This is a genomic window from Candidatus Binatia bacterium (assembly GCA_029243485.1).
Lineage (GTDB): Bacteria > Desulfobacterota > Binatia > UBA12015 > UBA12015 > VGTG01.
In genome coordinates this window covers 1-7,856 of record JAQWRY010000030.1, presented here as the reverse complement: position 1 = coordinate 7,856, position 7,856 = coordinate 1, and the positions used below count along the sequence as shown (strand labels likewise).

7 protein-coding genes are annotated in these 7,856 nt (G+C 65.1%); 4 read left to right on the top strand and 3 right to left on the bottom strand.

Features of this window, described 5'->3' with window-relative positions:
- Positions 1–57: 57 nt before the first annotated feature.
- Entirely contained in the window at positions 58–543 is a 486-nt protein-coding gene (locus tag P8R42_10350) for a pyridoxamine 5'-phosphate oxidase family protein (protein ID MDG2305039.1), read from the bottom strand.
- A gap of 110 nt (positions 544–653) precedes the next feature.
- Here P8R42_10350 and P8R42_10345 point away from each other — a divergent pair, with 110 nt between their 5' ends.
- From P8R42_10345 to P8R42_10335, 3 genes are all read left to right on the top strand, one after another.
- Complete coding sequence (locus P8R42_10345) at positions 654–2,345, top strand: glycosyltransferase family 39 protein (GenBank protein MDG2305038.1); 1,692 nt, start codon at positions 654–656, stop codon at positions 2,343–2,345.
- A gap of 429 nt (positions 2,346–2,774) precedes the next feature.
- Entirely contained in the window at positions 2,775–3,656 is an 882-nt protein-coding gene (locus P8R42_10340; GenBank protein MDG2305037.1) for an LLM class flavin-dependent oxidoreductase, read from the top strand.
- Positions 3,657–3,908: 252 nt separating this feature from the next.
- On the top strand, positions 3,909–4,070 hold the full coding sequence (locus tag P8R42_10335; protein ID MDG2305036.1) for a hypothetical protein: 162 nt from the start codon (positions 3,909–3,911) through the stop codon (positions 4,068–4,070).
- Between the two features lie 98 nt (positions 4,071–4,168).
- Here P8R42_10335 and P8R42_10330 read toward each other — a convergent pair whose 3' ends face one another.
- On the bottom strand, positions 4,169–5,818 hold the full coding sequence (locus tag P8R42_10330; GenBank protein ID MDG2305035.1) for a glycosyltransferase family 39 protein: 1,650 nt from the start codon (positions 5,816–5,818) through the stop codon (positions 4,169–4,171).
- Between the two features lie 209 nt (positions 5,819–6,027).
- On the opposite strand from P8R42_10330, the gene P8R42_10325 reads away from it, so the two are divergent.
- Entirely contained in the window at positions 6,028–6,507 is a 480-nt protein-coding gene (locus P8R42_10325) for a hypothetical protein (GenBank protein MDG2305034.1), read from the top strand.
- A gap of 220 nt (positions 6,508–6,727) precedes the next feature.
- Here P8R42_10325 and P8R42_10320 read toward each other — a convergent pair.
- Positions 6,728–7,856 (bottom strand): DUF3604 domain-containing protein (locus P8R42_10320; protein ID MDG2305033.1); only part of this gene is annotated, 1,129 nt, incomplete at its 5' end.

Sequence of the window (7,856 nt, the reverse complement as noted above, 5' to 3'; positions counted from 1 at the left end):
GAAACGTTCGCGTCCGCGACTAAACAAAAATCGCGAGACTAACCAACGTCCCCTCCCTCAGAGCGCGTTCGGAGTCTTGGACGTCGGGAGTTTGCCGTGGTCCCAGCTTAGGAAGCGGGTGGGGCGGACGCGGATGAGGACGCGCTTGCCGGCCATTTGTTTTTTTACGTCCTCGGGGAGGCTGGCGGCGGGGGGGAGCGCGTTTTCGGTCTTGCCCATGGCTTCGATCATCGTGTCGACGGTGGCGTCGAGGTCGGTCACGATCTCGGCTTGGCCTTCGACCATGACGCCCCGGAGTTCGTCGTAGGCCGAGCCGCTCTCGACGAGGAGCGTGACCCGGGGGTCGCGTTCGATGTTCTTCACCTTCTGGCTCGAGCCGTAGGTGGCGAAGCGAATCGTGAGGTCGTCGTCGATGCCGTAGAACATCGGCACGGCGTGGGGGAATCCCTTGCGACCGTTGGAAACGAGGATGATGGTGTGACCGTTCCTCAGGTACTCGCGGATCTCGTCGTCGTTCATTCGGATCTCGTCAGCGCGCGGCATGGGTTCCCCGTAACAGAATCCCCGGGGCCTGGGGACCAGGCGGGGGAAAGACTCGGCCGAGTTCTAGAATCGGATTGCGCTGGTCAAACCCTTGTTGCAAACTTCTCGGAGTGCGTTGGTGGCTTGCATTCCTGGTTTTGACGGTGCTGTACCTCTCGCGCCTCGACGGGTGGGTGCTGCAGGACCCGGACGAAGGTCGCTACGCGGAAATCCCGCGCGAGATGATCGAGAGTGGCGATTGGCTCACGCCGCGGCTCAACTACGTAAACTACTTCGAGAAGCCGCCCCTTCTGTACTGGGCGATCGCGACCGCGTTTACCGTGTTCGGACAGAGTGAAGGGGTGGCTCGTCTGGTGCCGGCGCTGTCGGCGCTCGCGTGCATCGCTCTGACCTATCTCCTCGGCACGTGGCTACTCAGCCGCCGCGCCGCCTTCTTCGGATCGGTCCTTCTTGGGACGAGTCCGCTCTTCTTCGCCTTCTCGCAGGGCCTCGTGATCGACATGCTCCTCACCGCGCTCCTGACCGCGGTGCTGGTCGCTTTCCTGGCGGCGCATCGCGCGACCTCGAAGACGCCGTGGGTTCTCGCGGCCGCGCTGGCGAGCGGGGCGGCTGTGCTGGCCAAGGGGCTGATCGGACTGGTTATCCCCGGCACGATCGCACTCGCCTTCCTGGCAGTCTCCCGAGACTGGATCACGACGAAGGCCTTCCTGTCGTGGAAGCCGATTGCTCTGTTCCTCGCGGTGACGGTGCCGTGGTTCGCTCTCGTCTCGAGTCGCAACCCGGAGTTCCTCGAGTTCTTCTTCTTGCACGAGCACCTGCGGCGATTTGCATCGGATGTGGGACACCCAGAGGGGCCGCTCTACTATCTCCCCGTCTTGTTCCTGGGAGCGTTGCCGTGGACGTTGATGTTCTCCGGCCTCGCGTTCTCCGGTGAGGCGAGGTCGGCCGCTGTCCGGATCCCTCGTGAGGCGGTTCTCTTCCTCGGGCTCTGGGCGGGGATCGTGCTCGTGTTCTTCTCGCTCGCGTCGTCCAAGCTAGCTGGGTACATCCTGCCGGCGTTCCCGCCGTTGGCACTTCTTGCGGGGGCCTGGGTCGACGAGATGTCGGAGGCGCGAGTCTTCAAGAAGGCGCTGTCGATCAACGCGGCGGCTCTTCTCTCGTTGTCTGCCGTCGCGCTGGTGGTTTCTCTCGCGGGGGTCACGGCGACGGGAGCGATCGCAGAGGCCTTTCGCTTCGAGCCGCAAGACGTGCGAGCGCTTGCGGCGGCCTTGGGTTGGTGCGGCGTTGTGGTGGCCCTCGTTCTTCTCGTTCACGGTGCGCTCGCCCGTCGCGGTAGAGCAGGCTCGGACTTCGCATTCGTCGCGACTGCCTTTGCGGTTGCCCTCGCTCTGACCGCGGCGATTGAAGCGCGCGCGATCCTGAAGACTTCGTACGTCGTCGCGGAAGTCGCGAGGGAGCGACTCGCGGTAGGCGAGCAACTCGTCGCCTACAAGATCCTCATGCAGGGCTTGCCGTACTACACGGGTGAGCGCGTCGTGATGGTCGACTACGCGGGTGAGATCTGGCACGGGGCGAAGCACGCGAGCGACCGGCAGGCGTTCTTCTGGTCGAAGCTGCATCAACTCGTCGACGCGTGGGCCGCGCGTCCCCTCCTACTGGTGACGAAGACCTCGCGCCTCGAAGAGTTGCGAGAGATCCTCGTTCCGCCTCCGGTCGTTTTGGTTCAGGATCGTGATCGCGTGTTGTTGGGGCGGGAAGTGGATGTGCCGGCGGATGAGAGCGCGTCCGATCGTTCTTCGTAGCGCGTTTGCGGTCGTGGTGTTGCTTGCAGGATTGGCCGCCCGCTCAGGTGGCCGACCCCACGCCATTCTATGGGTCCTTCCAGGTCCGGTTCGGCGACGGCAATCCGATGACCTCCGCGCACGACGTCGGAGGTCTGTCTTCGGGCTTCGTACAAGGCAAGTACCTCGGCTTGGACCTCTCGATGGATTCGTACGAATTCTTCATAGACGAGACCCGCCCGAACGGGGATCGACTACTTCTTCGCCAGCAACGCGTCCCTCGGATTCCACGGGAAGTGCGTCATCTCTGGTGGAAACGAGATCGTGGTCGATGGGAATCGGTTGTCGGGAAATCTGGGTTCGTTTCTCTTGTCCCTAGGCCTTCGGGTCTTCTTCGGCGGATAGGGAGCACGTGTTGCGCCCGGAGCCCTCGTCCTGCGACATGAGTGCATGAAGATTCGGTTTGGATTTACCATTGGGCCGGAGACCACGCCGGAAGTCCTCGGGCCGTTGGTCGACGATCTCGAGCGACACGGCTTCGATTCGCTCTGGGTGCCCGAGGTGCTCCTCCAGCCCACGCTCGATCCGATGGTGGCGCTCGCCTTCGCGGCGGGGCGCACCGAAAAGCTGAAGCTCGGGACGCACCTGATCATCCCGGGGCGCCATCCCGTGACGCTCGCGCGGCAACTGGCGCACCTGGACCGGCTCTCGGGCGGGCGGCTGCTGCTCGTCGGCGTGATCGGTCTGCCGAACGAAGCCGACGCGGGCGCTCAGGGCGTCGGACGCAAAGAGCGCGCTGCGACGATGGAGGAGATGGTGCCTCTTCTGCGAATGCTCTGGCGCGGCGAAGCTGTCGATCACGAGGGGCCCCGCTATCCGTTGTCCGACGTCACGATCAAGCCGACGCCGACCCAGCAGCCGTTGGAGGTCTGGCTCGGAGGCAAGGCCAAGGGGGCGCTCGAGCGCTGTGGCCGCCTGGGAGATGGTTGGATGCCGGGTCTGATGCTGCCCGCGGAAGCCGCGGCGCTGCGGCCGCAGATCGAGGCGTCGGCGAAGGCAGCGGGCCGTGAGATGGACCCCGAGCACTTTGGTGCGAACCTCTTCTACGCGAGCGGTCCCATGCCGCCGCAGGTAGCCGAGTTCTTCAAGGCACAGCGCGCGGGCGATCCGGCGGACATCGTGCCGGTCGGGTTCGATGCGCTCCGAGACCGGGTGCGGGAGTGGACCGACGCCGGCTTCTCGAAATTTCTTCTTCGCCCCCTGGTTCCGCCCGACGACATGCACGTCGAACTCGACCGCCTGGCCGCCGAGATGCTGCCGCTCACGACCTAGGGCGCGGATTTAAAGGCGATCGTGCGCACGATGAAGCCGGGCGGGAGGAAGTCCGCCGTGTCTCGTGTTGGGCGATGAGGTAGTTCATCGCTTGACGGAAGGGCGAAACGCATCGAGGGTCGTGGGGAGGGCTTCGGCGCACCTGCCAAGGTACGGCCTATGGCGCGATCTGGTCCACAAAAAGAGAAAAATAGACACGATCTCCGGCCGAGACCTATTTCTGTAATCGGCAAATCGGCGTATCGTACAAGCATGAGCACCGACGAAGAGTGTCGCCGCCGCCTGGACGCCGCTCGGGAGTACCTGGAGCAGGCGAGGATGGCCGACTCACCAGGCAGCTGGCGAGAGTGGGCCCGCCGGCTTCTCCAGGACGTTCCCGGCCGCGAGGCGGAAGTCCTGCGTTCGGAGTGCTGACCGCACTCCCCTAGATTCTTCTCCATCGCAACTCCCGGCCGATTCCGGCCGGGGAGTCGCGATGGAGAGCTGGATCTCCCAGTGTTTCAAAGGCGATTCTACCGTCGGCCGCCGTCGGCCCGGACCCGGTAGATCTTCACGACCGGTCCCGGCCGGTCCACCGCGTCGAGTCCCGTGATCGGGACGTAATACGCGTCCTGGGCGTCGAACGAGGCCCCTTCGCCGTCCTCCACGAAGGGACTGAACTCGGTGAGCAACTCCAGCCGCGGTTCGAGTCGGCGGAGGAGCGCGGGGTCGATCGTAGACGAAAACAGCGGGTGGTCGTGGGTGACGAGGTACTCGACGCCGGCTTGGTCCAGCGCTCCCGGCTCGAGACCTACCTGGACCCGCTTCACATTCCCGGGCATCCACGGCTCGCCCCAGCCCCAAAAGACCGTCCCGGCAACCCCGACGATCGAGCCCGGGGGCAGGTTCTCGCGGACCCAGTTCGTCGTCTGGCCCCGCGTGTCGGTCCGGGCAACGATCTCATCGAAGCTGGCCGACGTCCGCAGCGGCTGGGCGATCACCACAAGCGTCGCGACTGCGAGGAGCGGGCCGTGGCAGTTCTCGGGACTCAGGCGCCGGATGCCGGCCTGGAGCATTCCGGCCACGAGCACGGCTGCTCCCGGGAGCAGCGGGATCAGGTAGCGGGCCTGCCAAGCGGTGGACCCAGCGAAGACGACGAGGCCGACGACGCTGAACAGGGAACTGAGAATGGCCAGCGGTGTGCGGGAAAGGAATCCCCAGACGACCGCCATGGGCGTGAGAACGTAGATGACCCAGCCGGCGCCGTGGCGGTACGCGAAGTTGTAGTAGTAGTCGTAGCCGCCGATCACGTCGCGGGCCGGCGTCGTCGCCGTCTTGGCGACCGGGCTCTCCTCGCCCTCTGGCGTGAACTCGGGGAACACGATGTAGACGATGTTGACGAGTTGGTGACGGGTTTCCGGGTTTGTGAAGAGATCGGGTGACGTCGCGACGAAGATCAGCACGGCGACGAGCACGACGATGATCGACTTCACGGGTACGAGTCGCCGCCAGCCGGCCGCCGTCGAAGACATCATGCCCGCGACCCAGGCCGGTACGAACAACAGGAGGGCCGGCGGCTTCATCGCCAGTCCGAATCCGATCGCTGCCCCGGCCTTGACCGCATTGCGGGTCGTGCCCTCCCGGGCCATACGGGCGAGGAGCCCGAGCGCGAGGATGGCGAACAGGCCGAGTGCGACGTCCGGCTTTGCCGAATGGCTCTCGCGGACGTGCAGAAACGACGTTGCGAGGATGGCACCCGCGCAAAGCGCCGTCGGGCCGCCGAGTTCGAGTCGGGTGAACCACATGAGAGCGGCGACACTTGCGATGCCGGCGAGGGCGGAGAGGATTCGTTCGAGGAGAAGTAGGCGGGCCGGAAAGCGATCGAGTGAGTGCAGGTAGTCTCCCGGCGGCGCGTACCCGAGCGTCTGCATGACGGGTAGCCCGACTTCGCCCACGCCCCACAAGAGAAAGATATACGCGCTCGGAACACCCGGATGCCGCAGGTTGTACTGCAGATCGAGCTGGCCGCTGGCGGGGAAGCGCGTCTTGAGAAGGAGCACCTCCTCGTCGGGCCGAGTCATGAGGTGCGGCAGCCCCGAGTCGAGGCCCCAGAAGCGGAGTCCTGCGGCAACTCCCAGCAGTAGGAAGAAACCGAGGACGTAGGTGCGGGAGGCGCCCTTCACCCCGGGACGTTCGTGAAGTTGTGGGGCTTCGTCAAGGTTCGGGGAGGAGATCGTCCCACGCGGGCCCCCGCAGCGCAGACCGCACACGACTCTCTGTAGTGAACCGGGGCTTGTGGACAGTCGTTCGAAGGATCCTCGTTGTTCGGTTGGATTACACCTTCCATTGTTGGTGTGTTCTCGACTACGACTTGAGGTGAGGGATGAAAGCGATGCATGAGCTGGAAGAAGAAATTGTCCGTGCGATCGAGGCGGCACGTCAAGCGTGCACAGAGCCTCTGTGGAACGATTGGGCGGAACGCTGGCTTTCGCAGAAGGACCGAAGCGGGGAGTCTGCGTACAGGGCCGCGCGCGACGCGCGCGTCGCATCGGGTCGGCCGAACGCTGAAGACCTTGACCAGTATCAGGAGCATGCGACGCAGGCGCGTACCGGACTCGGTTTTCACGCGGGGCTCTACCTCGACGTTGCCGAGATGGAGAATGTGAAGGCGCAGTTTTCGGCGAGCCAGGTTCTCGTTGCGGACGAAGAAGCCGAGCGCACGAAGCTCACCATGATGGTCGCAGAACTTGCCGCGCACGCGGCGGCCCTCGCCGTCGGCGCGATGGGCAGTTCCGAATTCGTCGCGGAGCGTATCGGGCCTCTCGCGATCCGCCACGCGCGCGCCGCGCAGCGACTCGCCGAATCCGTCTAGGAGCCTGACCCGAGATGGGTTGCGGCGATCCTGGCGTCGTCGACGACGAATAGCGGACTCGATTCGGAGGAGGTGCAAACCCGGCGCACACCGAGAGGCATGGCGGCGCGGTCGCGAGTTGAAGGCGAGCCACGAAGCGAGCGCGGATGGGTCGGCGGCAGGTCGAGGTGATCGTCTTGGGTGGGGTTCCTCGCGCGAGCGAGAGCGCCGCTGCCTGCGCCTACGGCCGGTACCAGATCGGGGACGTGTAGGCGCGTTCTTGAATCGTGGATGCGCCCTCGACCTCGCTCGGGTCGACTCCAAGCGCGACCGCATCCATGAGGGAGTGCCGCGGCGTGGGGATCTCCAGAACGCGGACGTAGTAGAACGCGGACTGGTCACCGTCGAAGTCGGGGTCTTCCCACGCGGCGGTCAGGTCCGCGGCGCCGATGTCGTTGGTGTAGCGCGCCGTCGTGAGGTCGACGGTGTTGCCGATGAGTGAGAGCTTGCCGGCCGCGTCGCGCGTGCGTTCCCCTGCGCCCGCCACGTCGTAGATGCGTTCCTGGGGGGAGCCATCCTCGTCGAGCCATCCCTTGATCACCTGGATGCGATCGAGGTTTCCGCTCTTGGGGTCTTTCAGGGCCTGAATCAGGAAGCGCGGAGCGCCGCCGTCACCCTGGCGGGTCAGCTCTCCGCCCATGGGAACGCCGCGCGCGTAGCCGACGTCGGCGAGGTCCTTGCTCGCCAGGTCCGACTCATCGAAGTCCCACCCGGCGAAGACGCGCACGGCCATTCGTGGGCCGGTGGTCGCGTAGACCTCACGTCGCCGGAACGCATCGAGGATCTCGTCGCGCGAATTCTCTTCCGCCCAGACGGCGGCGAGCCCGGACGCGGACATCGACCACCCCGAAGGTCCCTTGCCGCCGCGCCAACCCGTCTTCGTTTCCGGCTTCGAGTCGCGCGGGAATTTGCCCCAGAAATTGTTCTCCTCGGCAGACGCGACGCCGGTGTGAGAATCCGTCGAGCCGATCAGGCCGAATTGGTACGGGTTGAACCCGATCTTTTCTTCGATCGCGAGGCCGCGTTTGAGCGCGGAGCGAACGTAGTCGCCTTCGCTTGCTTCATACGGGGGTGGGTCGCGCTGGATGTAGTGGGGATAGAGTTCGAAGTCGGCGAACTCGTCGTTCGGCGAAAGGTCGGGGTGGGCCTCGGAGTCCCCTTTGAACTGTGTCGCCTCGACCACGGTCTCCCATTTGGCGCGCGTGCGTGCGCTTTCCTCGGTGAACGGTTCTCCGCGCAGCGACTTCTCTGGGAACATGCGCCCCTTCGAGATGTTCGAGTTGTGCGGGATCGCAACGAACTGCGCACCA